The organism is Marivita lacus, assembly GCF_014637725.1.
Taxonomy (GTDB): domain Bacteria; phylum Pseudomonadota; class Alphaproteobacteria; order Rhodobacterales; family Rhodobacteraceae; genus Marivita; species Marivita lacus.
The window spans coordinates 110766-134626 of record NZ_BMFC01000002.1 but is presented as its reverse complement, the minus strand read 5'-3'; the positions used below and the strand labels follow the sequence as shown (position 1 = coordinate 134626).

Sequence of the window (23861 nt, the reverse complement as noted above, 5' to 3'; positions counted from 1 at the left end):
CCAACAAGGAGAGACCGATGAGACTCAAATCCCTACTCTTGGGGGCTGCCGCGACCGTAGCCCTTGCGCCTGCGGCTTTCGCAGAGCGTGGCTCCGATGGCGAGGTCAAGATCATCTATTGGCAAGCGCCCTCGATCCTGACGCCGTTCCTGTCCGGCGGCACAAAGGACGTCGAAGCCGCGTCGATGATTCTCGAGCCGCTGGCGCGCTACAACGAACAGGGCGAACTGGTGCCGTGGCTGGTCGACGAGATTCCGACCGTGGCCAATGGCGGCGTCAGCGAAGACCTGACCACGATCACCTGGAAGATCACACCCGGCCTGCTGTGGTCGGATGGCACGCCCTTCACGTCGGCTGACGTGGCGTTCACGCATGAATACTGCACCCATCCCGAGGGCGGCTGCGCGCAGCTCACCAAATTCAACGGCGTGGCCAGCGTCGAGACACCGGACGACCTGACGGTCATCGTCAATTTCGATGGTCCGACCCCGAACCCCTATGGCCCGTTTGTCGGCGGTGAAAGCCCGATCCTGCAGAAGGCCCAGTTTGCTGGCTGCCTTGGGGCTGCCGCCTCGACCTGCACCGAACAGAACTTCAACCCGATCGGCACCGGCCCGTTCGTCGTGGATGAATTCAAGCCGAACGACGTGATCACCATGTCGGCCAACCCGAACTTCCGCGACCCGGCAAAGCCCGCCTTTGCGAGCGTGACCTTCAAGGGCGGCGGCGATGCCCGCGCGGCTGGTCAGGCCGTGATGGAAACCGGCGAATTCGACTACGCCTGGAACCTGCAGCTTGCGCCCGACGTGATCGCAGCGATGGAAGCCGGCGGCCAGGGTGTTGCCGTGGCGGGCTTTGGACCGCTGCTCGAGCGCATCCATTTGAACCAGACCGACGCAAGCCCGGACCTGCCCGAGGGCGAACGCTCCACCGCCATGCACCCGCACCCGTACCTGAAGGAACCAGCGGTCTACAAGGCGCTGTCGATGGCCATCGACCGTCCGCTGCTGGTGGAAATCGGCTATGGCCAGGCGGGCAAGGTCGGCTGTTCCTGGGTTCCGGCCCCCGAGGCCTTTGCCTCCACATTCGAAGGATGTGAAACGCAGGACATCGAAGGTGCTAAGGCGCTGCTGGACGAAGCGGGCATCGTCGACACGGACGGTGACGGCGTGCGCGAGCACAACGGCGTCCCGCTCTCGATGCTCTACCAAACATCGACCAACGCGGTCCGTCAGGACTTCCAAGCGTTGATCAAGGAATGGTGGGAACAGATCGGCTTTGAGGTCGAACTGCGCAACGTCGACTCGTCGGTCTTCTTCGGTGGTGACCCCGGCTCGCCGGACACGTTCCAGAAGTTCTATGCCGACGTGCAGATGTACGCCAACACCTTCAACGGCACCGACCCTCAATCCTATCTGGGCAACGGCCTGTGCGAAAACGCGCCGCGCCCCGAAACCCAGTGGCAGGGCGAGAACATCTCGCGCTTCTGCATGGAAGAGTATGACGCCCTGCACGCCGAGCTGACACAGACCGCCGACATGGCCGAGCGTCAGCGCATCGGTCGTGAGCTCAGCGCGATGGCTGTCAACAACGGCAGCATCATGCCGCTGGTGCACCGTGGCCGCCTCTCGGCACATTCCAACAGCCTTGGCGGCGTTGTCCTGAACGTCTGGGACAGCGAACTTTGGAACGTTGCGGATTGGTATCGCATCGACTGACCAGCAAGGGGTGCGTGACATCACGCACCCTACGCCCCTTCGGTAGAGTGCGTGCTTGCACGCACATTCCCATCCTTCAAAGACTCATGACCCGAGGCGCTACACGATGCTGACCTTCGCCGTCCGACGACTTGTCCTTGCCGTTCCGACGCTTCTGTTCATCAGTTTTGTCATCTTCATGCTGCTGCAACTCGCCCCCGGCGATCCGATGGCGCAGGTTCCCCTGACCGTCCCGCCCGAGGTGAAGGAATTGATGCGCCAGGCGCTTGGCGTCGGTGAACCACCGCTGGTGCAATACTGGAAATGGCTGGTTCAGGTGTTCTGGATCGAACCCAAGGTGTTCATCGACTGGCTCACCAGTTCAAGCAGCCTGCTCGGCTGGCTGCCCGACACGCAGCTGTACCAGGGCGAGTTGCGCGTGATCTCGTGGCAGACCCGCAGCCCGGTCATGGACATCGTCATCCAACGCATCCCGCAGACCCTCTGGGTGGTCGGCATGGCCTACATCGTCGGCATCCTGATCGCCCTGCCCATCGGCATCTATTCCGCCTACCGCCAGTATTCGGTCTTTGACCAATCGGGCACCTTCATCACCATGATCGGTTTTTCGATCCCGCCCTTCTTCACCGGGCCGCTGCTGATCGTGATCTTCTCGGTGCAACTGGGATGGTTCCCGTCGATCTATGACACCACGCTTGTGGTCGACAGCTGGGCCGCCTTCAAACTGCAACTGCAACAGATGATCCTGCCGGTGATGGTGCTGGCGCTGCAGACCACCGCGCAGATCAGCCGCTACATGCGCGCGTCGATGCTCGACAACCTTAACCAGGATTACGTCCGCACCGCCCGCGCCAAGGGGCTGAGCGAGGCGGTTGTGGTCACCGTCCATGTGCTGCGCAACTCGATGATCCCGGTGATCACCGTGATCGCGCTCAACGTGCCCTCGATCTTCGGTGGCGCGATCATCACGGAAAACGTGTTCAAGGTGAACGGCATCGGACAGCTTCTGATCACGGCGCTGTTTGCCAATGACCTGCCGATGGTGATGACGCTCACCTTCATCTTTGCCGTGCTGATCGTCCTCTTCAACCTGATTGCCGATATCCTCTACGGCCTTCTCGACCCGAGGATCCGTTATGACTGAGCCCCTCCAAGCCACCCCCACCCCGATCGAGGCGCTGGCCGACAAGGGCCCGCTGGCCCCGCCGCGCAGCCAGTGGCGGGATGTCTGGGACCAGTTGCGCAAGCACAAAGGCGCGATGTTCGGCGGCGGGTTCCTCGTGTTCATCACACTGGCGGTGATCCTGGGCCCCTATATCTGGCAGGTGGATGCGCAAAAGCTCGACATCCGCAACAAGGACATGCGCCCGATCTGGGTCGCCCTTTGGGACGGCACCGCCAAGGTCGCGTGGAACCGCCCCTTTGGCACCGATCAACTGGGCCGCGACCAGCTTGCGCAAATCCTGCAGGGGGGTCGCACGTCGATGGCCGTGGGTTGGGCCGCGATGGTTCTGAGCCTCATCATCGGCACGGTGGTGGGCGTCATGGCAGGCTTTGTGCGCAAGGCGGACGGGCTGCTGATGCGCCTGACGGATCTCTTCCTGTCGCTGCCGATCCTGCCGCTCTTGCTGGTGGCCGTAACGCTCTTCCGCCAACCCCTGCGCGAGGCCTTCGGACCCGAAGGCGGCATGTTCGTGCTGATCGTCGGTATCATCGCCATCACCAGCTGGATGCCCACCGCCCGCATCGTGCGCGGCGATATCCTTGCCCTCAAGGAACGCGAATTCATCCTCGCCGCGCGCTCCATCGGCACCAAGCCGTTCCGTATCGTGCAGCGCCACCTGCTGCCCAACGTGCTGTCACCGATCATGGTCTCGGCCACTTTGGGCCTTGCCACCGCGATCATCACCGAAAGCGCGCTCAGCTTCCTTGGCGTCGGATTCCCATCCGACTTCCCGACATGGGGCAAGATGCTCGCCGATGCGGTGCAACGGATGCAGCAATTCCCGGAACGGGTCTACCTGCCCGGCATCGCGATCTCGCTCACGGTGCTCAGCGTGAACTACCTTGGTGACGGCCTGCGCGATGCGCTTGATCCGCGCATCCGGGGACGGTGACCGCCGCGCCGAAATAAGATCAATCGGCACGGACAGACGGGCATCGCCTGAACACCCGTCATGGGTTCTGGCTGAAATCGGAATAGTGTTCCGGTTTCGGCCCATTACGAGCGATCACTTTCCCGAAAACCGCCGCATTCCGCACTGCTAGCATCTTGCCCCAGGGAAACTTTCCCGCCATCTGGCACATGACAGACGGAAGGAGCGCCCCATGTTCGAATCCCTTGGCTTTGAGAACTTCACCGCACCGCAAGTCGCGGTCGGTCTTGCGCTGATCCTTGGTGCCGCTTTTGGCCTCTTGGCCGAGCGCACGAAATTCTGCTTCCGTCGCAGCCTTGTCGGGGACGATCGCAAGCAGGCCATGGGTGTCTGGCTGACTGCGCTGGCCGTGGCCGTGCTGGGCACGCAAGCCGGGGTTCTGTCCGGTCTCATCACCTTTGACGATCACCGCTTCATGGATGCCGACCTGCCGATCCTCGCCATCGTTCTGGGCGGGCTGATGTTCGGCGCGGGCATGGTTCTGACACGCGGCTGCGTGTCCCGCCTGACCGTGCTGTCTGCCAGCGGCAACCTGCGCGGCGTGTTTGTCCTGCTGGTCTTTGCGATCACCGCACATGCCACGCTCAAGGGCGTGCTGGCCCCGGTTCGGACCACACTGGGCTCTTTCACTGTTCCGCTCGGTGACACCGTGTCCCTGACCGCGCTGCCCGATGGCGCGCTGGTCTGGTCGCTGGTGATCGCGCTGGCGGCATTGGCCGTGGCCCTGCGGTCGGGCAACCGCGCATCCGCCCTGCTGATGGCCGCCCTTCTGGGCGCGCTGGTACCCGCGGGCTGGATCGGCACGGGCTTCGTGCTCTATGACGATTTCGACCCGGTCGCGCTGCAAAGCCTGTCCTTCACCGCACCCTATGCCGACACCCTGTTCTGGACCATCGCCTTCACCTCGATCCCGGCGAATTTCGGCGTCGGCCTGATCGGCGGCACGGCACTCGGCGCGCTGGTGGCGTCGCTGGTGTTCGGAAGCTTCCAGTGGCAGTCCTTTACGGCGCCCTCTGAAACCGGACGCTATGCGGGCGGTGCGGTGCTCATGGGTGTGGGCGGCGTTCTGGCAGGCGGCTGCACTGTGGGCGCGGGTCTGGCCGGGGTGCCCACCCTATCCGTCGCGGCGCTGTTGGCCATCGCCTCCATCGCCGGTGGCGCGCTTGCGACCAACGCGGTACTCAAGCCCTCGCGCCAGACAGCATACGCCCAACCAGCGGAGTAAGCGTCAGATGTCGATCTCGCCCTCTTCGGGGGACCGGAGATCCTCAAGCGGTGGCGCATCCTGTTTGCGCCGCATCAGGATATCGCCGTTTGGCAGGATCTCGGGCGCCTCGTAGGCCGACCAATCCTCGACCTTGGTCATCAGATCGCGAAGGGCGGGGCCCATTTCCTCGGCAAAGCTGCGGATCGCGGGTTCGATTTCCTCGCCCAGTCGGTCCAGCTCCCGGAGCGCGGGTTCCATCTCTTCCATCAGTCCGCGAAAGAACAGCTTTGCGCCCTCTTCCATCAGGCTGCTGCCCTCATCCTCCTGCGCCATCGCGCCAAAAGGGGTCAGGGAAAAGGCCAATATCGCTGCGTATACCTGTTTCATAAGTGCAATATAGACATTCCGGCTGCGGATTTCACTATCACAAATCAAGATCCAGCGTGACGGGGAAATGATCCGACGCGGTCAGCAAAGCCTCCCGCAATTCCGGCGTGTTCCAGCAGACCGGATCGTCGAACGGATGCCAGACGCGCCAGCGCCGCGCCTTGGCCCGCAGATCCGGCGAGACCATGATGTAATCCAACAAAGCCTGCAGATAGCGGTCGTCTTTCGGGATGTAGAACCGCGCGGTGGTCGGCTGCGCCCCGATCCGCCGCAACAGGGCTTTCGAGGCATGCGGATCATAGAGTTCGGCCTCCCCGTCCCCGAGGATGATCTCGACCGAACTGCGCCCAAACAGATTTTCGTACTCGTCCAGCCCCGGCCCGTCATTGAGATCACCCAGCACGATCAGCGGATCCCCCGCCGACAGATGTTCCGAAACCCGCGCCCGCAACCAGATCGCCTGCGCCAATTGCTTGCGCCGGTTGGAGATCGACAGCCGCATCACCTCGTCGCTTGTCGTCGCACCGTGAGGCGCCTTGGATTTCAGATGCGCGCCGATCAGCCGGATCGCTTGCCCGGTCGCGTGCACTGTCATGTCCACCTCGAGCGGCGGTTTCGAAAACACCACCCTGTCCTCGGTCGCGTCGATATCAAGATCAATGCGGAACACCCCGTCAAAGCGCGGCGCGCCGTCGGAATGCGGCACACCGGGCAGCGGGGCCAGCCCTTTGGGATCATGCCGCGCCGACACCGCGTCTGGATCATACATCAGCGCGATTTCCTGCTGGGTGTCATTGCTGAACCCCATCACCGCCCGGCGCGCCCGCAGATCGAACGCGGTGGCGAAACTCTCCAGCGCCCGGATCGTGTCGCGCTGGCGGCTGGTGTCCGGTGCCTCGATGACCATGATCGCATCCGCATCCAGCGCGGTGAACACGATCCCCAACGCCTCGATTTGCATGAGCTTGGTCACATCATGCCGCGCCGACCATGATCCGTCCGAGACCAGCCCACCCAAATCGTCGAACAGCGCATCGAACCATTCGACGTTGTAGGTGGCGATCCTCACACGGGCCGCATCAGGCATGTGCCCGCGCCGAGATGTCCTCCCAGGCGCGGTTGATGTCGATGAGCCGCCGTTCCGACAGCTTTACCGCCTCTTCGGGAACCCCGCGTGCGATCATCCGGTCGGGATGGCTGTCGCGCACAAGCTGCCGCCACGCGGCACGAATCTCGCCCAGCGGCATGTCCGGCGTGACGCCCAGAACATCGAACGGATCAGGCTCTGCGTCGGGCACGAACCGCGATTTCAACCGGCGGAACGCGGTGTCCGGCAGATCAAAAATCTCGGCGACGCGCGCCAGGAACGCATCCTCGCCGGGGTGATAGCTGCCATCCGCCATGGCGATGTGGAACAGCCCCTCCATCAGATCGCAGAGCGTGCCCTGATCCGCGCCGAACATGACGCGGATGCGCTTGGCATATTCCTCGAACCCGGCCACGTCCTGCCGGGCCAGGTTGAACACCCGCGCCGCGCCCTCTTCGTCCTCGGGCGGAATGTGGAACACCTCGCGAAAGGCCATCACCTCCTCGCGGGTGACAAGCCCGTCCGCCTTGGCCATCTTGGCCGACAGGGCGATCACGGCTATGGTGAAAGCAATGGTCTTTTCCGGCGGCGTGCGCAGACGGTCGAACACGGCGGAAAGACCCTCGCCAGAAGCGAGGGCAGATAAAGCATCCGCAATGCGTGACCAGATCGACATGTGCACAAGTTAGGCCAAAACGCCGATTCTGTCAGTGCGGCATCAGAGCCGTTTCTGCATCAGCACAAGATCAATCCAGCGGTCGAACTTGAACCCGACTTCGGGCAGCACGGCGATCTCGGCAAAGCCGATGGCGGCATGGAATGCACGGCCTGCGGGGTTTTCTCCGCTCACGGCAGCGATCAGCGAATGCACCCCCTCACGGCGCGCCTCCGCCTCGAGTTCCGCCATCAGCGCCCGCCCTGCACCACGCCCCCGCACCTGAGGTCCAAGTGCGACGGAATGTTCCTTGGTCCGCGCATAACCGGGACCGCCGCGAAACGGAAAGTAACTGGCATAGCCCGCCGCAATGCCATCCACCTCGACAACAAGAAACGCACGCCCCCGCGCCGCAATGTCGTCCTGCACGGTCTGCAGGCTCTTGAGTTCGGTGGTGAAGGTGATCGTGGTGTTGGCAATGACATCATTCACCAGCGCCATCACCGCCTCTGCATCCTCGGGACGCGCGGGACGGATGATCATGTCAGGATGCGCCGCCCGCTGGTTGTCAGGAACACCGCCTGCATCATCCGCTCGGCAATGGTGCGATAGATCACGCGGTCATCGTCGAACACCGGGGCCAGCCGCGTTCTCAGGTCGTCTACATCCGGCCCGCAGATCGTCAACGCCTCGAGCCGCAGCCCCGCACTGGGCAGCGTCATCCCCGGCGGCGTATCGGTATGCCACTGGATGATCGCGGGAAATTGCCCGCCGTATGGCAAGCGGCCATCGGGCGGTACCAGCATCGTCCAGCTCAGGTCGCCCCGGCTCAGATGCACCGGTTCGCCCGCTTCTGGAAACATCCGCTGCGCCGCGTCGATATCGGGACAGCGCAAAATCCACTTGTCGAGCTGCGCCGGACCGTCGAACTCATCCAGACCGAACCAACGCGGATAGTCGGGTTTCGGCTGCGACGGATCGGGGGCGATGGCTTCGAAATAAAGGTCCTGCTCCAGACCCAACAGGCGGTTGTGAGTGGCGTAATGCGCGTGCTGCCCGCCCATGCCCAAGGGCAGGCCAAGCGCCTCTTCGCTGTGGCGCACAGCCTCGTCGAGGGTCTCCCCCGCAACCGCGATATGATCCAGTTCGAACATCATGCCACCATTCACACATGCGGGCGATTTTCCGTCAACGGAAAAGCGCGGGCGCGTCCGCCCACCTTCAACTCACTCGCGCGCCTCGCGGATCAGCCGCAGGATGTCTTGCGCCGCCTCGGGGATGTTGGTCCCCGGCCCGAAGATCGCCTTGACCCCGGCATCATAGAGGAACTGGTAATCCTGCTGCGGGATCACCCCCCCACAGATCACCAGAATGTCCCCCGCGCCCTGCGCCTTGAGCTCCTTGACCAGTTCGGGGGCCAGTGTCTTGTGTCCCGCGGCCTGGCTTGAGATCCCGATCACATGCACATCGTTGTCGATGGCATCCTGCGCCGCCTCGGCCGGCGTCTGGAACAGCGGGCCGACATCCACGTCGAACCCGATATCGGCAAAGGCCGTGGCGATCACCTTGGCGCCCCGGTCATGCCCGTCCTGCCCCATCTTGACCACCAGCATGCGCGGGCGGCGGCCTTCGTCCTCGGCGAAGGCCTCGACCGAGCGCTGGATGGCGGCAAAGCCTTCGTCGCCTTCATAGGCCGCGCCATAGACGCCCGCCAATGTCTTGACCTCGGCCCGGTGGCGGCCGAAAACCTTTTCCATCGCCATGCTGATCTCTCCGACTGTTGCGCGGGCGCGGCAGGCCTCGACCGCAGCGTCCAACAGGTTGCCGCCTTGTGCCGCGCGTTTCTCAAGTTCCGCAAGCGCAGCATCGCACGCGGCCTGATCGCGGGTGGCACGGATCGTCTCGATCCGCGCGATCTGCGACTTGCGCACCGCCACGTTGTCGACATCCAGAATGTCGATCTGGTCTTCGGTGTCGCGGCGGTACTTGTTGACCCCCACGATCACGTCCTGCCCACGGTCGATCAGCGCCTGCCGCATCGCAGCGGTTTCCTCGATCCGCAGCTTAGGCATTCCGCTCGCCACCGCCTTGGTCATGCCGCCCATCTCGTCGACCTCCTCGATCAGCTTCCATGCGGCTTCAGCCAGATCATGGGTCAGCTTTTCGACGTAATAGGACCCTGCCAGCGGATCGATCACCTTGGTCACGCCGGTTTCCTCCTGCAGGATCAACTGCGTGTTGCGCGCAATCCGCGCCGAAAACTCGGTCGGCAGCGCGATGGCTTCGTCCAGCGCATTGGTGTGCAGCGACTGCGTGCCGCCCAGAACCGCGCTCATCGCCTCGTAGGCGGTGCGGATCACGTTGTTATAGGGGTCCTGTTCGGCCAGCGACACACCCGAGGTCTGGCAATGGGTGCGCAGCATCTTGGAGCGGTCGTTCTTGGCCCCCAGATCATCCATGATCCGGTACCAGAGCATCCGCGCCGCGCGCAGCTTGGCCACTTCCATGAAGAAGTTCTTGCCGATGGCAAAGAAGAACGACAGCCTTCCTGCGAACTTGTCCACATCCATGCCGCGGGCCATCGCGGTCTGCACGTATTCCTTGCCATCCGCCAGCGTGTAGGCCAGCTCCTGCACAAGGTTCGCGCCCGCCTCCTGCATGTGGTAGCCGGAAATCGAGATCGAGTTGAACTTGGGCATCTCGGCGCTGGTATATTCGATGATGTCCGCGATGATCCGCATCGACGGCTCGGGCGGGTAGACATAGGTGTTGCGGACCATGAACTCCTTGAGGATGTCGTTCTGGATCGTGCCCGACAGAACCGCCTTGTCGTGCCCCTGCTCTTCGCCGGCGACGATGAAACTCGCGAGGATCGGAATGACCGCGCCGTTCATCGTCATCGACACCGACACCTGATCCAGCGGGATGCCGTCAAAGAGGATCTTCATGTCCTCGACGGAATCGATCGCCACACCGGCCTTGCCCACGTCGCCCGTGACCCGCTCGTGATCGCTGTCGTAACCCCGGTGCGTCGCCAGATCGAAGGCGACCGACACCCCCTGCTGACCGGCGGCCAGATTGCGGCGGTAAAAGGCGTTCGATTCCTCGGCCGTCGAAAACCCCGCATATTGCCGGATCGTCCAGGGACGGCCCGCATACATCGTCGCCTTCACCCCGCGCGTGAACGGCGCTTCGCCGGGGATGGTGCCCAGATGCGGCAGGTCCTTCACGTCGTCCTCGGTATAAAGCGGCTGCACCTCGATCCCTTCGAGCGTCTTCCAGGTGAGCGTGTCCAGCGGCTTGCCCCGCAATTCGGCTTCGGCAAGCGTGCGCCATGTGTCTTTCTTGGCAGTCATCGGTCTGGTTATCCTTTTGTCTTCGCGGCCGCGGCAGCCCTTGGGGCCACGGCGATCTGCGGTGAAAGTCCTTGGGGGCGGGCCGCGGGTCTGATCCGGTCCCGCGAATGGGCCTGCTGAAAGCCGGTCACTTTTTTGCCAGTCACACCGCTTCGAGCCTTCGCATTGTGATCTGCACGCCCTATGTTCCGAAGCATGAAGAAGCTTTTACCCGTGATGCTGGCTGCACTTTTGCTCTGCTCTCCCGTTTCGGGACAGGCACAGGACGACAGCCCGACCGTCGACGACCTATCCGTCGACATGATCCAGTTGGCCGAAAACGTGACGCTGGAGGATTTTCTGTGGATCAAGCGGCCCGTGGTGGTCTTTGCCGATAGCCCCGCCGATCCGCGATACGTCCAGCAGATGCAGTTCCTGATGAGCGAGCTGAACGCGCTCGATGTGCGGGACGTGGTGATCATCACAGACACCGATCCCTCCGCCCGCTCATCCTTCCGCCAAGCCTTGCGTCCGCGCGGCTTCATGCTGGCCATCATCGACAAGGATGGCGGCGTCAAGCAGCGCAAGCCCCTGCCGTGGAGCGTCCGTGAAATCACCCGCGCCATCGACAAGATGCCGACCCGCCAGCAGGAAATCAAAGACAACACCGACGGGTTGCCGAGGGGATGGTGAGACCAACCCGGCCCGGAAGGACCGCAGCTGGTAAGCCCCCCATCTGCGATGGTCGCCGCCGCAAGTTTCATTGACCTACTCGAACTCCATGATCACATCGTCCACGGCAAGGCTGTCACCCGCCGCCGCGTTGATCTTGGACACGATGCCCTTGCGTTCGGCGCGCAGGATGTTTTCCATCTTCATCGCCTCGACGGTGCACAGCGCCTGCCCGTCCTGCACCTCGTCACCCTCTGCGACGTTGATCTTCACGATCAGGCCGGGCATCGGGCAGAGCAGCATCTTCGACGTGTCCGGCGGCACCTTTTCGGGCATCTTGCGGGCCAGTTCGGCCTGACGCGGGGTGCGGACATGCACCTTGAGCTCAGCCCCCCGGCTGCGGATGCGGAACCCGCCCGAGATCTTGCCGACCTTCATCACCAGCGGATCGCCATTGACCGTCATGCGAGCCAGCGGGTCACCCGGCGTCCAGTTGCCGCTCACCCGGATGTCGCTGCCATCGGCAAAGCGTACGGTCGATCCGTCATGATCGGCAGCGACCGTCACGTCGTAATCCTGCCCCTGCAGCGCGACGTTCCAGTCTTCGCCCACCCGGCGTTCGTGGTTGTCGAGCGTGCCGGAAATGCGCGCCCGGCGAATCTCGGCCACCCGGTTCATCGCGGCAGTGGCGGCGGCGACGCGCTTCAGCGCTTCTTCGCCCAGCGTCACACCCTCAAACCCCTCGGGATATTCCTCTTCGATGAAGGCGGTGGTCATGGTGCCCGCGATGAACTTGGGATGATCCATCACCGCCGCCACGAAGGGCAGGTTGTGACCGATGCCCTCGACCTCGAAACTGTCCAGCGCGTTGCGCATGGTTTCAATCGCTTCGAGCCGCGTCGGGGCCCATGTACACAGCTTGGCGATCATCGGGTCGTAATACATGCTGATCTCGCCACCCTCGAAGACGCCGGTGTCGTTGCGCACGATGCCGTTGCCCAAGGCACCCTCGGCGGGCGGACGGTAGCGGGTCAGACGCCCGATGGAAGGCAGGAACCCGCGATACGGGTCTTCGGCATAGAGCCGGTTCTCGATGGCCCAGCCGTTGATCTTGACGTCATCCTGCGTGATCGACAGCGGCTCGCCATTGGCGATGCGGATCATCTGTTCGACCAGATCGACCCCCGTGATCAACTCTGTCACCGGGTGCTCCACCTGCAAGCGGGTGTTCATTTCGAGGAAGTAGAAGTTCTTGTTGCCATCGACGATGAATTCGACAGTGCCCGCGCTGGTATAGCCCACCGCCTTGGCCAGCGCGACCGACTGTTCGCCCATCGCGCGGCGCGTCGCCTCGTCAAGGAACGGCGACGGGGCCTCTTCGACCACCTTCTGGTTGCGGCGCTGGATCGAACACTCGCGCTCGTTCAGGTAAATCCCGTTGCCATGCGCATCGCAGAGCACCTGGATCTCGATATGGCGCGGCTGGGTGACGAATTTTTCGATGAAGATCCGGTCATCGCCAAAGCTGTTGGCCGCCTCGTTCTTGGACGACTGGAAGCCCTCGCGCGCCTCTTCATCGGACCATGCGATCCGCATGCCCTTGCCACCACCGCCAGCGCTGGCCTTGATCATCACCGGATACCCGACCTCGTTCGAGATCTTCACCGCCTCGTCCGCGTCCTCGATCAGCCCCATGTAACCAGGGACCGTCGACACGCCCGCCTCCTGCGCGATCTTCTTCGAGGTGATCTTGTCCCCCATCGCCTCGATCGCCTTTACGGGTGGTCCGACGAACGCCACACCCGCCGACTCAAGCGCCTGTGCGAATTTCGGGTTCTCCGACAGGAAGCCGTAGCCCGGATGCACCGCCTGCGCGCCGGACGCGCGGATCGCCTCCATCACCTTGTCGATGACGATATAGGACTGGTTCGCGGGCGGCGGGCCGATATGCACCGCCTCGTCCGCCATCTCGACATGCAGCGCGTGCTTGTCGGCATCCGAATAGATCGCCACCGTCTTGATGCCCATCTTGCGGGCGGTCTTGATGACCCGGCAGGCGATCTCGCCGCGGTTGGCAATCAGGAGCTTGTCGAACATGTCTGTCCCTTTCCGTCAGTCTTTTCTTGGCCGGGGAACGATCCCGCGGCGATGGCATAAAAAAGACCGCCCGGACGCGTGGTCCGAACGGTCGAATTCCGTGAGAGATTTGGGCGCGCTGAAGCGTCAGCAGCGTTCCGGATAGGTCTGGCAATAGGCGACATTGGCCGCACCGCCGACTGCCGCACCGGTGATAGCATCACCGCCCGTTGCGACGGCTGTGCCGGCACCGGCCGCGCCGCCCAGAAGCGCCTGTTCACCCAGCGTGTCGCCACAGGCCGACAGGCCCAGCAGCGCAACAACGGCGAATGCGAATGCGGGTTTGATCTTGTGGATATGCATGTGTCTGCTCCCTTGCAGGTTATTGACCTCAGGGGAATAACAACTGGGATCACCGCATTGTTCCAACGCGAAGCGCCCGATAGCGGGAATTGGGCAGAACCTTGCCCATCCCTGTAACATTCTGATCCAAAACGTAAAAAGTCGGGCGCTTGGCATGGGGTGTGACCAAGACGCCCGACAGGGGAAGGGTAACGGTGAACAGATGGCGCGATCTGCAAACGCCATTTCACTAGGAACATGTCCACAGTGTCACAACCGCACGACGTGTCAATCGTTACGTCAACACAACCCAAGCGGTCGGCCTTTTCCCGCGCATTTCCGCAAAGGATCAGCGGCATCACGCCCAATCCTCGTTGTCGTCGAAGGCTTCGGGGAACGACGCCCGTGCCACCGGCTCGTTGATGATCAACAGCGCCTCGTAGCTTTCGGGATCGAACGGATCGTCATAGGGCAGCACCTCGCGCCCGAAGAGCCAGCTGAGCCGCCCCGCATCCAGATTGCCCCGCTCAAAGGGTTCGGTGCCGAAATGCGCCCAGAGCGCCGCCATGAAAGCCAGGTCCGCGCGCTTGTCGGGCGGACGGCGGTCGCGGTAACGCTCGCGCTTGATCAGCGGCGTGACCCCTTTGGGGTTCGACCGGCGGATGACGAATTGGTAATCTGACCCCGGCAGACGCCCCGGAAAGCCGCGATGCTTCAGCATGGGACACCCCCGCCAAGCAGCGCCGAAAAGGGGGCGGACGCCTCTGCCCGCCCCGTTTCAGGTTTACTTGTACTTGCCTGTGTGCACGGGCTCGTGGCTGATCGGCTCAGGGTCGATAACCACAAACTCTTCGTTGGTCTGTTTCTGACCGCACGCGGCCAGAATTGCAAAAAGACCGACTGCGGCAAGAAGCTTGATGCTCTTGGACATCTTGTTCTCCTGTCAGGTTCAAAGGAACCAACAAGACCGGATGGTCCTGCCTGTCCTCGTTTCGAGGTAACGACTGCTTGGGTGCAGTCGGTCCAAGAATATCCCGAAAGCAGGGGTGAAAGATATCCACGGTCCGCAACATCGCGGCCCTGTGACGCAAAAGACTCAACCCGAGCCCGATCTGAACGACGTCTCGCAACATGTTGTGGAAGCATCAAAAAAACTCCAAGATGCAGGTCTCGTCCTCGACGCGGTATGCCTCGAAAAACTGGGTGACGTCGTCATGGGCGACGCCGAATTCGGTCTCTTCCCGGCTCAGGGAAATCACGATCTGGCTGGGCTGTGGCCCGAGATCGGACAGCCGCGGAATCGCGTAGGTTTCGCACAGATGGTGCATGTCGATCTCCACATCCTCGTATTCCCGCCCCTCCTGACCGATTTCGGGCGCCACGAACCGGAACCGGTAGACCAGCCCGCTTCCCGGCCTGTCCCAAAGCATCTCCTGGAACGTGACCGGCTGGCCCGAGGGCACTTCGAGCGGCTCGCTCGCCAAGACCGGCACCGCAAGAAACAGCGCGAGAAGGGTGGATGTGTGCTTGCACGCACCGGCCCACCGAACCCACCGCGCGCGACAACGGCCATCCTCCAGCACATCCGCAATCTTGCGCTGCGCATCCGACCGCGCCTCAGCCGGAACACGCCCCCCTGCCGACACGCGCATCACATCGCCCAAACGCTCCACCCGCACAACCGGGGAAAACCCCCGCACCCGCTGCATCGCGCGCCACATGTCCTGCCGCACCTGCCGCGCCAGACGGCCCGCATCACAGAGCGGAACCTCAGCCTCCACCGACACGTCAAAGCGCGCAGGCAGATGCCGGGCCAAGGTCAGCCCGTCCTCATCGCGCAAAATATGCCAGCCATCCCGTGCCATCTCTGCCTAACTCGTAGGCCGGGCTACAGCCCGGCTCCCCTCACAACGGAATGTTGTCGTGCTTCTTCCACGGCATCTCTTGTTTCTTCGACCGCAGCGCGGCAAAGGCGCGGGCCACCCGTTTGCGCGTGCTGCGCGGCTGGATCACCTCGTCGATAAAGCCCCGCTCCGCCGCCACGAACGGATTGGCGAACCGGTCCTCGTATTGCGCCGCATGGGCCGCGATCTTGCCCGCATCGCCCAGATCGGCGCGGTGGATGATCTCGGTCGCGCCCTTCGCCCCCATCACCGCGATCTCGGCGGTGGGCCAGGCATAGTTCACATCCGCGCGCAGGTGCTTGGACGCCATCACCACATAGGCCCCGCCATAGCTCTTGCGGGTGATGACCGTCACCTTCGGCACCGTCGCCTCGCCGTAAGCAAAGAGCAGCTTGGCCCCGTGCTTGATCACGCCGTTATATTCCTGGCTTGTCCCCGGCAGGAACCCCGGCACATCCACAAACGTCAGCAGCGGAATGCCGAAACAGTCGCAGAACCGCACGAAGCGCGCCGCCTTGCGGGCAGAATCGATGTCCAGAACACCGGCCAGAACCATCGGCTGGTTCGCCACCACACCCACGGTCTGCCCTTCAAGGCGGATGAACCCGGTGATCATGTTCTTGGCGAACTCTTCCTGGATCTCGTAGAAATCCGCCTCGTCCGCGATCTTGTGGATCAGCTCCTTCATGTCATAGGGCGTGTTGGCGTTTTCCGGCACCAGCGTGTCGAGCGATTCCTCAAGACGGTCCACATCGTCAAAGAACGGCCGCGTCGGGCTGGGCTGGCGGTTGTTGAGCGGCAGGAAATCCACCAGCCTGCGCACTTCGGCCAAGGCTTCGACATCGTTTTCGAAGGCGCCATCCGCAACCGAGGATTTGCGCGTATGCGTCACGGCACCGCCCAGTTCCTCGGCGGTCACATGTTCGTTGGTCACGGTCTTGACCACGTCCGGGCCTGTGACGAACATGTAGGAGCTGTCTTTGACCATGAAGATGAAATCGGTCATCGCAGGGCTGTAGACCGCGCCACCCGCGCACGGGCCCATGATCATGCTGATCTGCGGCACCACACCCGAGGCCATGATGTTGCGCTGGAACACCTCGCCATAGCCGGCAAGGCTGTCGACACCTTCCTGGATACGCGCACCACCCGAGTCGTTGATCCCGATCACCGGCGCGCCGTTCTGCATCGCCATATCCATGATCTTGCAGATTTTCATCGCATGGGTCGCGCTGACCGAGCCGCCCAGAACCGTGAAGTCCTGGCTGAACACATAGACCATGCGGCCATTGATCGTGCCCCAGCCCGTGACCACGCCATCGCCTGCGGGGCGGTTCTTTTCCATCCCGAAATCGGTACAGCGATGGGTGACGAACATGTCGTATTCTTCAAAGCTGCCTTCATCGAGCAGCAGCTCCACCCGCTCGCGCGCCGTCAGCTTGCCACGGGCATGCTGCGCGTCGATGCGGTTCTGCCCACCCCCCATGCGCGCATCCGCGCGGCGGGTTTCCAACTCTTGCAGAATATCTTTCATGAACCGTCCCCTTGTCGCTGTGTGGCGAACATACCGACGCGCGGCCCCGCCTCAAGCGCTAATGAGCAAATTTGCAAACTCTGGAAAGAGCATGTTTTGCAAATTGCAAATTTGCAAATTGTATCGCTACGCCTGCGCATATGGACATTCCTCAACCGCAGGCATAGCGATACGTAATGAGTTACGCCTCCAAGGTTCGATTTCTCGACCGCTCCACACCGCCGCATATTGTCACACTGATCCTGCTCGCAGGGCTGTCGGCGTTGGTGATGAACATTTTCCTGCCCTCCCTGCCCAACATGACGGCCCATTTCCAGACCGAATACTGGATCATGCAGCTGTCGGTCGCGGTCTATCTTGGTGTGAACGCGGTGCTGCAAATCCTGATCGGGCCGATCTCGGACAAGATGGGCCGCCGCCCGGTGATCCTCTGGGGCATCGGCGGCTTCTGCGTGGCGACCTTGGGCTGCATCTATGCGCCCGACATCTACACCTTCCTCGGCTTCCGCATGGCGCAGGCGGTGATCGTCACCGCGATGGTGCTCAGCCGCGCCGTCGTGCGCGATTGCGTCCCGCAGGATCAGGCCGCATCGATGATCGGCTACGTGACCATGGGCATGGCCGTGGTGCCGATGATCGGCCCGGCCTTCGGCGGCGTGCTGGATCAGGTGTTCGGCTGGCAGGCGAATTTCTGGCTGCTGCTGATCCTCGGGCTTGGCCTTTACTGGCTGACATGGCGCGATCTGGGCGAAACCGCCACCGTCAGCGGCCTGTCGCTGGGCCAGCAATTCGCGCAATATCCCGAACTGCTGACCAGCCCGCGCTTCTGGGGCTATGCCGTCGCGGCGGCCATGTCGTCGGGCGCGTTCTTCGCCTATCTCGGCGGCGCGCCTTATGTGGGGACCGAGGTGTTCGGCATGTCCCCCGCCGTTCTGGGCTTTTTCTTCGGCGCGCCCGCAATCGGCTATTTCCTCGGCAATTTCATCTCGGGGCGGTTTTCGGCGCGGATCGGTGTCGATCGGATGGTGCTGGTGGGAACCTTCATCAATTGCACGGGCATCCTGCTGTCGATGGGCGTGTTCTGGCTGGGTCTCGGGTCGCAATGGACGTTCTTCGGCTTCATGACCTTCGTGGGCCTTGGCAACGGCATGACCATCCCCAACGCAACGGCGGGCATGCTGTCGGTGCGCCCGCACCTTGCGGGCACGGCGTCCGGGCTTGGCGGCGCGATCATGCTGGGCGGTGGGGCTGCGCTGTCGGCGCTGGCGGGCGCGTTGCTGGTGCAGGGCACCGGCGCATGGCCGCTCTTGTGGATCATGCTGGTCACGGCGGTCTGCGCCATTGTCGCGATCCAGCTTGTCATATGGCGGTCGCGGCAGCTGCGAGGTCTGGACAGCGCCGGGTGAATTTGCAAACTCGGGTCTGACCGACTGCAAAGCTGCAAACCCCGAGGATGCGATGCCCACCCAGAAACTCTATGCCGGTGCCAAGCTGCGCGAGATTCGCACCCGGCTGGGAATCACCCAGCGTGATTTTGCGGCCAAGCTGGGGGTGTCCCTGCCCTATCTGAACCAGATGGAGAACAACAAGCGCCCGCTGTCGACCACGGTGGTGCTGGCGCTGGCGCAGGAATTCGGCATCGACGTCACGGAACTGGGTCAGGGCGATGCGGAACGGATGATCTCGGACATGCGCGAGGCGCTGGCCGATCCGGTCTTTGCCGATGCAGCCCCCCCCATCGCCGATCTGCGCCTGACCGCCTCGAACGCGCCGGGGCTGGCGCGCGCCTTCCTCGAACTGCACCGCGCCTATCGCCAGACCCACGAACGGCTGGCGTCCCTGGACGAGGCGTTGGGCCGTGAAGGCGCGCAATTGCAGCCCTCTCCCTGGGAAGAGGTGCGCGATTTCTTCCACTATTGCGACAATTACATCGACGCGGTGGACAAGGCCGCCGAGCATGTTGCGACCAAGCTGACCGGCACCGACCGCGTGCGCGCCGCGATCCGGGGTCTGGAGAACGAAGGGCTGCAAGTGCGCTTTGCCAACGTACCCGACCTGCGCCGCTTTGACGAGCTGCGGCAGGAACTGACCCTCTCGTCACTTGCGGCACCCGAGACCCAGACCTTCCAGATGATGCTGCAACTGGCGCTGACGCGGCATGGCAAGCTGCTGGATGCGACGCTCGATCTGGGGCGGTTCCAGTCGGATTCCGCGCGCGACATCGCCCGGCTGGGGCTGGCGAACTACTTTGCCGGGGCGGCGGTCATGCCCTACCGCCAGTTCCTGCAGGCGGCGCATGACACGCGGCATGATCTGGAACTGATGGCGCGGCGGTTCGGCGCGTCCATCGAGCAGGTGGCCCACCGCCTGTCGACGCTGCAACGGCCCGGCGCGAAAGGCATCCCGTTCTTTTTCGTGCGCGTCGATCAGGCGGGTACGATCACCAAGCGCCATTCCGCCACGCGGTTGCAATTCGCGCGCTTCGGCGGGGCTTGCCCACTCTGGAACGTGCACCGGGCGTTCGAGACGCCGGGGCGGTTCCTGCGGCAGCTGGCCGAAACGCCGGACGGGGTGCGCTATATCTCGCTGGCCCGCGACGTGTCGAAAACCGGCGGGCATTTCGGCGCGCCTGTACGGCGCTACGCGATTGCGCTGGGATGCGAGGTCAAGCACGCGGGCGCGCTGGTCTATGCCGACGGGCTGGACCTGACCCGCGACGGCGCGTTCGAGCCGATCGGGATTTCCTGCCGCATCTGCGAGCGGTCGAATTGTCATCAACGCTCTGTGCCACCGCTGGAGCGCAAGCTGACGATCCAGACGCATCGGCGTGGAATTTTGCCCTATGAGTTGAATTGAGCGCGCGGCGATGCGTCGACGCATCGCCTGTTGAACCGCTTGGGGGCTCTGCCCCCAAACCCCCGAGATATTTGGAAACCAGAGAAGCTCAGGACGCGGCGACCGGCCAGCGGTCTGCGAGATTTGCCATGATCGCGCGGTCGGTGTCGTCGAGCGGGCCTGTCGCTGCGGGGCGAAAGCGCAGGCGGAAACTGTGCAGCAATGTGTCGAGGGGGACATCTGCGGTGTAGCCGAAACGGCGCGCGTTGGCGGTGAAATCGCCGGCGCCGTTTGCTTCTGGCCAGATCGACAGGCCCTGCCGTGCCAGCCGCCGCCAGTCGAACCGCGCGCCGGGGTCGATCTTGCGGCCCGGAGCCATGTCGGAATGGCCGATCACCCGTTCGGGCGGGATCGCGTGTCGCTCCATGATGCCCGCCACGAGGCTGTCGAGCGCGTCCATCTGCCTTGCCGCAAAGGGCGTGCTGCCAGTATTGGCGATCTCGATGCCGATGGAGCGCGAGTTCACATCCTCGATCGGGCCCCAGGCCCCTGCCCCCGCGTGCCAGGCACGGTCCGCCTCGTCCACCAGGTGCCAGGTCGTGCCATCGGGGGCGAGCACGTAATGGGCCGAGACTTGCGCGTCGTCGTGGCAGAGCCAGTCGCGCGCCTTTTGCGCGCAGCCCATCGCGGTGTAATGCAGGACGATCAGGTCAGGCCGCGCGCCGCCGCGGCGCGGGCCGCAATTCGGGGAGGGATGCCAGATCGGCGTCAGTTGCGCACCGCGCGGAACGGTGCCGGATCCCAGGTGCAGGCGAACCCGTCGCCATCGGGATCGAGGTTTTGACGGTCCCGATCAGGCCCGCCGCCCGCAAGAAACGCCTCTTGCGCGAGATCCGCCGAGGTAAATGCCGCGCAGTTGCGCAGGTGGCGATTTTCCGTGGCGAAGGACGACCGTCGATAGATCGGCGCGCCCTTGGGATTGGTGGTTTGCAGCGCGTAGGCCACGATATTGGGCGTGTTGGTGCCGGGGCGTGTCGGCAGTTCCTCGGGGGCAATGATTTCGTAGCGGGCGCGGTTCTGCGCGATCAGCGCTGCGTCACCTTCGATCGAGCGCGTGTTGGCGACCGCGTCGAAATCGTTCTCGCCCGAGATGCCCGAGGCGTTTTCGACGATCTGGGGTGCGGGGTTGCCGGGTGACGCCTGCACCGGCTCGACACCGGAATTGGTACGGCGCGCGTCAAGCGCCGCCGCATCAAGCGGGCCGGTCGCCGAAAGAGGTGCGCCGGTCACGGTGGGGGGCGCGCCGATGGTGGTCGGGGCCGCGCGCCCTTCGAGCACCGCGTCGCGTTGCTGGTTGTAACCGTCGATGCGGTCGAACCCGACGCCGCTGTCGGGAATGGTCGACGTGCACGCGGTGACCGCCAGAAGTGCGATGCCTCCGGCAAGTGCGCGGAAAGTGCAAAGTCTCGGGGTCATGTTCTGCCTCATTGGGTGAAAAATTACCACCATTGGGTTGGCTTTGCCACAAAGCCCGCTGCCTGCTCGAGCGCGTAGGCGGTATTCAGCAGATCACCCTCTTCCCATGGGCGGCCGATCAGTTGCAGGCCGAGTGGCAGGCCGTTGCTGTCGACACCTGTCGGTACCGAGATGCCCGGAAGACCGGCGAGGTTCACGGTGACGGTGAAGACGTCGTTCAGATACATCTCGACCGGATCGACGTGCTTCTTGCCGAGCTCGAACGCGGCAGAGGGCGTGGCCGGGGTCAGGATCGCATCGACGCCTTGGGCGAACACGTCTTCGAAGTCGCGCTTGATCAGGGTGCGGACCTTTCGGGCGCGGTTGTAATAGGCGTCGTAGAAGCCTGCGGACAGCACGTAGGTGCCGACCATGACGCGGCGCTGCACCTCGGGGCCGAAGCCTTCGGCGCGGGTTTTCTCGTACATGTCGGTGATGCCGTCGCCCTGCGCCAGTTTCGCGCGGTGGCCGTAACGTACGCCGTCATAGCGCGCGAGGTTCGACGACGCTTCGGCGGGGGCGATGACGTAATAGGTGGGCAGCGCGTATTTGGTGTGCGGCAGGGAGATATCCTTGATCGCCGCGCCTGCATCTTCGAGCATGCAGCGCCCCTCGGACCAGAGCGTCTCGATCGCGTCGGGCATGCCGTCCATGCGGTATTCGCGCGGGATGCCGATGGTCTTGCCGCGGATGTCGCCGGTCAGCATCGCCTCGAAATTCGGCACGGGCAGATCGGCGCTGGTGCTGTCCTTGGGGTCGTGGCCGCACATCGCCTCGAGCATGATGGCGGCGTCGCGCACATCCTTGGTCATCGGGCCGGCCTGATCGAGGCTGGACGCGAAGGCGACGATGCCCCAGCGCGAGCAGCGCCCGTAGGTGGGCTTGATCCCGGTGATGCCTGTAAAGGCGGCGGGCTGGCGGATGGACCCGCCGGTGTCGGTGCCGGTGGCGGCGAGGCAGAGGTCGGCGGCGACGGCAGCGGCCGAGCCACCCGAGGAGCCACCCGGCGTCAGCGCGGTCGCGTCATTGCCGCGCCGCCATGGGTTGATCGCGTTGCCATAGGTCGAGGTCTCGTTCGACGACCCCATGGCAAACTCGTCCATGTTGAGCTTGCCCAGCATGACCGCGCCTGCATCGAACAGCTGGCTGGTGACGGTGCTTTCGTATTCCGGCTTGAAGCCGTTCAGGATGGCACTGGCGGCCTGGGACGGCACGCCCTTGGTGCAGAACAGATCCTTGATGCCCAGCGGGATGCCGCAGAGGTCGGGCGCGCCCCCGGCCTTGATCCGGTCATCGGCGGATTTCGCCTGGCCCATCGCCAGTTCGGGGGTCTTGTGGACAAAGGCACCCAGCGCGTCGGCGGTGTCGATGGCCTTGAGGCACGCGTCGGTCAGTTCCACGGATGTCACGTCGCCCTTGCGCAGCGCGTCGCGGGCCTCGGAGATTTTGAGCTTGGTCAGGTCGGACATCATTCCACCACCTTCGGCACGGCGAAAAATCCTTCGCGGGCATCGGGGGCATTGGCGAGGATCTTGTCCTGCATGCCGCCATCGGTGACACCGTCCGTGCGCCGCTTGAGCCGCATCGGGGTGACGCTGACCATCGGTTCCACACCGTCCACATCGACTTCGTTCAGTTGCTCGATGAATCCAAGGATGTTGCTGAATTCCTGCGCCAGTGCAGGCAGCGCCTCGGGCTCGACGCGGATGCGTGCAAGCTTGGCCACGCGGGCGGCTGTTTCGGTGTCGATGGACATGCGTGCTTTCCCCTTGGATCGCGGTGGCAGAGTGTTGGCCAGCGTTTAGCGATCCGGGGTGCCGGGTTCAAGTGGCAGGGTGGCGCGCGTCACCCGCTTGTTATGTCGAACCGGCAGATGCCCGCAGCGCTGCTGGCGCAACAGGCGGTCTCGACGCAGGTCGCTGCCGGATGCACCAGCACGCGGTAGAGCCGTTCAAACACCGCTGCGTGCCAGTGGCAGAGCGGGGTTGCGCTGGTCTCGCCCCGCACGATGGGGTTTTGCCCGATCTCGAAGCACCAGGGCGACACGACGCGGAATGTGCCCGATCCGGCAAAGGTCCAGGCGTGTTTGGCGATGGCCCCCGAGAGTGCACGGGCTGCGAGGGACGCAGGCAGCAGTTTGAGGAGTGTTTGCACCGGCTTGGGGATGCGGTGGGCGAGGATGTAATCGGCGGTGCCTCTTCCCGCCTCTGCGCTCAGGCACGCCGCGATCTCGGGTGCGTCACGGCGCAAGAACTGGTGCAGTCGTGCGGCGTCGGTTTCGGGGATCATGCGGGTGCCGTCGGGCATCGCCGTCACCCCCGCTTCGGCGAGCATCTGTGCGGTGCGTGCTGGACCAAACGCCCGGTCCAGCGGCGGCAGAAGTTGCAGGATCGCGTTGGGGCCGATCAGGGCATCTTGACCGGCCTCGTGGCGGACAT

The 23861-nt window shown here is 63.7% G+C and carries 24 protein-coding genes; 7 read left to right on the top strand and 17 right to left on the bottom strand.

All coding sequences use genetic code 11. The annotated features are described in order from the left end of the window. The first annotated feature begins 17 nt into the window (after positions 1-17). From IEV82_RS05300 to IEV82_RS05285, 4 genes are all read left to right on the top strand, one after another. A complete protein-coding gene (locus IEV82_RS05300) occupies positions 18-1718 on the top strand; it encodes a peptide ABC transporter substrate-binding protein (protein WP_188480934.1) in 1701 nt (566 codons plus the stop codon). 106 nt (positions 1719-1824) lie between these two features. Then, the gene (locus IEV82_RS05295) at positions 1825-2862 is read left to right on the top strand and encodes an ABC transporter permease (protein WP_188480933.1); all 1038 of its coding nucleotides are present in this window, start codon (positions 1825-1827) and stop codon (positions 2860-2862) included. Then, positions 2855-3835 (top strand): ABC transporter permease, encoded by a 981-nt coding sequence (locus tag IEV82_RS05290; protein WP_188480932.1) that lies wholly within the window; start codon positions 2855-2857, stop codon positions 3833-3835. The genes IEV82_RS05295 and IEV82_RS05290 overlap by 8 nt, the downstream gene beginning before the upstream one ends. 211 nt (positions 3836-4046) lie before the next feature. Next, positions 4047-5099: a YeeE/YedE family protein gene (locus IEV82_RS05285; protein WP_188480931.1), complete on the top strand. Its 1053-nt coding sequence runs from the start codon at positions 4047-4049 to the stop codon at positions 5097-5099. Positions 5100-5102: 3 nt separating this feature from the next. Here the strand turns inward: IEV82_RS05285 and IEV82_RS05280 are convergent, their stop codons facing one another. The 6 genes from IEV82_RS05280 to scpA form a co-directional block, all read right to left on the bottom strand. Next, entirely contained in the window at positions 5103-5468 is a 366-nt protein-coding gene (locus tag IEV82_RS05280) for a hypothetical protein (protein WP_188480930.1), read from the bottom strand. Positions 5469-5505: 37 nt separating this feature from the next. After that, on the bottom strand, positions 5506-6537 hold the full coding sequence (locus IEV82_RS05275; protein WP_188481410.1) for an endonuclease/exonuclease/phosphatase family protein: 1032 nt from the start codon (positions 6535-6537) through the stop codon (positions 5506-5508). A 10-nt stretch (positions 6538-6547) separates the two neighbouring features. Then, positions 6548-7231, bottom strand: a complete 684-nt coding sequence (locus IEV82_RS05270; RefSeq protein WP_188480929.1) for a molecular chaperone DjiA — start codon at positions 7229-7231, stop codon at positions 6548-6550. A gap of 42 nt (positions 7232-7273) precedes the next feature. Next, positions 7274-7753, bottom strand: a complete 480-nt coding sequence (locus IEV82_RS05265) for a GNAT family N-acetyltransferase (RefSeq protein ID WP_188480928.1) — start codon at positions 7751-7753, stop codon at positions 7274-7276. After that, positions 7750-8367: a VOC family protein gene (locus IEV82_RS05260; protein WP_188480927.1), complete on the bottom strand. Its 618-nt coding sequence runs from the start codon at positions 8365-8367 to the stop codon at positions 7750-7752. The genes IEV82_RS05265 and IEV82_RS05260 overlap by 4 nt, the downstream gene beginning before the upstream one ends. A gap of 69 nt (positions 8368-8436) precedes the next feature. Further along, on the bottom strand, positions 8437-10566 hold the full coding sequence (gene scpA / locus IEV82_RS05255) for a methylmalonyl-CoA mutase (RefSeq protein WP_188480926.1): 2130 nt from the start codon (positions 10564-10566) through the stop codon (positions 8437-8439). A gap of 195 nt (positions 10567-10761) precedes the next feature. Here scpA and IEV82_RS05250 point away from each other — a divergent pair, with 195 nt between their 5' ends. Continuing rightward, complete coding sequence (locus tag IEV82_RS05250) at positions 10762-11238, top strand: DUF4174 domain-containing protein (protein ID WP_188480925.1); 477 nt, start codon at positions 10762-10764, stop codon at positions 11236-11238. A 75-nt stretch (positions 11239-11313) separates the two neighbouring features. Here IEV82_RS05250 and IEV82_RS05245 read toward each other — a convergent pair whose 3' ends face one another. From IEV82_RS05245 to IEV82_RS05220, 6 genes are all read right to left on the bottom strand, one after another. Beyond that, on the bottom strand, positions 11314-13314 hold the full coding sequence (locus IEV82_RS05245) for an acetyl-CoA carboxylase biotin carboxylase subunit (RefSeq protein ID WP_188480924.1): 2001 nt from the start codon (positions 13312-13314) through the stop codon (positions 11314-11316). Positions 13315-13440: 126 nt separating this feature from the next. After that, a complete protein-coding gene (locus IEV82_RS05240; RefSeq protein WP_188480923.1) occupies positions 13441-13656 on the bottom strand; it encodes a hypothetical protein in 216 nt (71 codons plus the stop codon). 337 nt (positions 13657-13993) lie between these two features. Beyond that, positions 13994-14356 carry a hypothetical protein gene (locus IEV82_RS05235; RefSeq protein ID WP_188480922.1) on the bottom strand — a complete coding sequence of 121 codons (363 nt, stop codon included), beginning with the start codon at positions 14354-14356 and terminating at the stop codon, positions 13994-13996. A 63-nt stretch (positions 14357-14419) separates the two neighbouring features. Next, positions 14420-14566, bottom strand: a complete 147-nt coding sequence (locus IEV82_RS05230; RefSeq protein WP_188480921.1) for a lipoprotein — start codon at positions 14564-14566, stop codon at positions 14420-14422. A gap of 214 nt (positions 14567-14780) precedes the next feature. Beyond that, positions 14781-15500 (bottom strand): DUF6497 family protein, encoded by a 720-nt coding sequence (locus IEV82_RS23535; RefSeq protein WP_229747687.1) that lies wholly within the window; start codon positions 15498-15500, stop codon positions 14781-14783. Between the two features lie 40 nt (positions 15501-15540). After that, on the bottom strand, positions 15541-17073 hold the full coding sequence (locus IEV82_RS05220) for an acyl-CoA carboxylase subunit beta (protein WP_188480920.1): 1533 nt from the start codon (positions 17071-17073) through the stop codon (positions 15541-15543). Between the two features lie 176 nt (positions 17074-17249). Here IEV82_RS05220 and IEV82_RS05215 point away from each other — a divergent pair, with 176 nt between their 5' ends. Continuing rightward, a complete protein-coding gene (locus IEV82_RS05215; RefSeq protein WP_188480919.1) occupies positions 17250-18479 on the top strand; it encodes a multidrug effflux MFS transporter in 1230 nt (409 codons plus the stop codon). 52 nt (positions 18480-18531) lie between these two features. After that, positions 18532-19929 carry a helix-turn-helix domain-containing protein gene (locus IEV82_RS05210; RefSeq protein WP_188480918.1) on the top strand — a complete coding sequence of 466 codons (1398 nt, stop codon included), beginning with the start codon at positions 18532-18534 and terminating at the stop codon, positions 19927-19929. 88 nt (positions 19930-20017) lie between these two features. Here IEV82_RS05210 and IEV82_RS05205 read toward each other — a convergent pair whose 3' ends face one another. The 5 genes from IEV82_RS05205 to bchJ form a co-directional block, all read right to left on the bottom strand. Beyond that, positions 20018-20713 (bottom strand): N-acetylmuramoyl-L-alanine amidase, encoded by a 696-nt coding sequence (locus tag IEV82_RS05205; RefSeq protein ID WP_188481408.1) that lies wholly within the window; start codon positions 20711-20713, stop codon positions 20018-20020. Next, on the bottom strand, positions 20677-21384 hold the full coding sequence (locus tag IEV82_RS05200; protein WP_188480917.1) for a hypothetical protein: 708 nt from the start codon (positions 21382-21384) through the stop codon (positions 20677-20679). Before IEV82_RS05200 ends, IEV82_RS05205 begins: the two co-directional genes overlap by 37 nt. Before the next feature lie 23 nt (positions 21385-21407). Continuing rightward, positions 21408-22892, bottom strand: coding sequence for an Asp-tRNA(Asn)/Glu-tRNA(Gln) amidotransferase subunit GatA (gene gatA, locus IEV82_RS05195; RefSeq protein WP_188480916.1), 1485 nt, complete (start codon positions 22890-22892; stop codon positions 21408-21410). Beyond that, positions 22892-23179: an Asp-tRNA(Asn)/Glu-tRNA(Gln) amidotransferase subunit GatC gene (gene gatC / locus IEV82_RS05190; RefSeq protein WP_188480915.1), complete on the bottom strand. Its 288-nt coding sequence runs from the start codon at positions 23177-23179 to the stop codon at positions 22892-22894. Before gatC ends, gatA begins: the two co-directional genes overlap by 1 nt. Positions 23180-23268: 89 nt before the next feature. Then, positions 23269-23832 (bottom strand): bacteriochlorophyll 4-vinyl reductase, encoded by a 564-nt coding sequence (gene bchJ, locus IEV82_RS05185; RefSeq protein ID WP_188481407.1) that lies wholly within the window; start codon positions 23830-23832, stop codon positions 23269-23271. Positions 23833-23861 lie beyond the last annotated feature (29 nt).